This window comes from Clostridium tepidiprofundi DSM 19306 (assembly GCF_001594005.1).
Taxonomy (GTDB): domain Bacteria; phylum Bacillota; class Clostridia; order Clostridiales; family Clostridiaceae; genus Clostridium_AC; species Clostridium_AC tepidiprofundi.
Genome location: NZ_LTBA01000156.1, coordinates 1 through 608 on the forward strand (window position 1 = coordinate 1; position 608 = coordinate 608).

Genomic DNA, 608 nt, shown 5'->3' on the forward strand with positions numbered 1-608 from the left:
CACGTGGGAAGATTTTTTCAAAAGGAACTTTAATCATTAGCATTTTTATTTCGATTAAAGTTCTTTTTTATGCTTTTTATAAAATTTCACTGAATACTATATTTAATTGATTGATGACCAAATCCCAATTTGGATATCTGCGAGTTCATTTAACTGAAACTTTTTGTGTTGCTAAATATAGCATTTTCAACAAGCTTTCATCATTTGGGAATATTAGTTTTGTCTTGGTAACTTTTCTGAATTGGCTATTAAGACTTTCTATAACATTCGTAGTATATATTATTTTTCTAATATTTTTTTGGAACTCAAAGAAAGTACTTAGATTATCCCAATTATCTTCCCAACTTTTTATTGCATTAGGATATTTGTTACCCCATTTTTCTTTCATACCTAATAGATTTTCCATTCCTTCTTCTTCATTTACAGCTGAATATATACTCTTTAAATCTTTTTCGAATGCTTTTCTATCTTTGAATGGTATATATTTCATACTGGCTCTTATTTGGTGTATTATACATCTTTGTATTTTAGCAAATGGAAATGCTGCTCCTATAGCTTCTTTAAAGCCATTTAAGCCGTCAACACAGAATATTAGTACGTTCTGCACT

The 608-nt window shown here is 28.5% G+C and carries 1 pseudogene; it reads right to left on the reverse strand.

Annotation, left to right across the window (positions count from 1 at the left end):
- Positions 1 to 76: 76 nt before the first annotated feature.
- Positions 77 to 608: pseudogene (locus CLTEP_RS14185) on the reverse strand (IS256 family transposase); the annotation flags it as partial.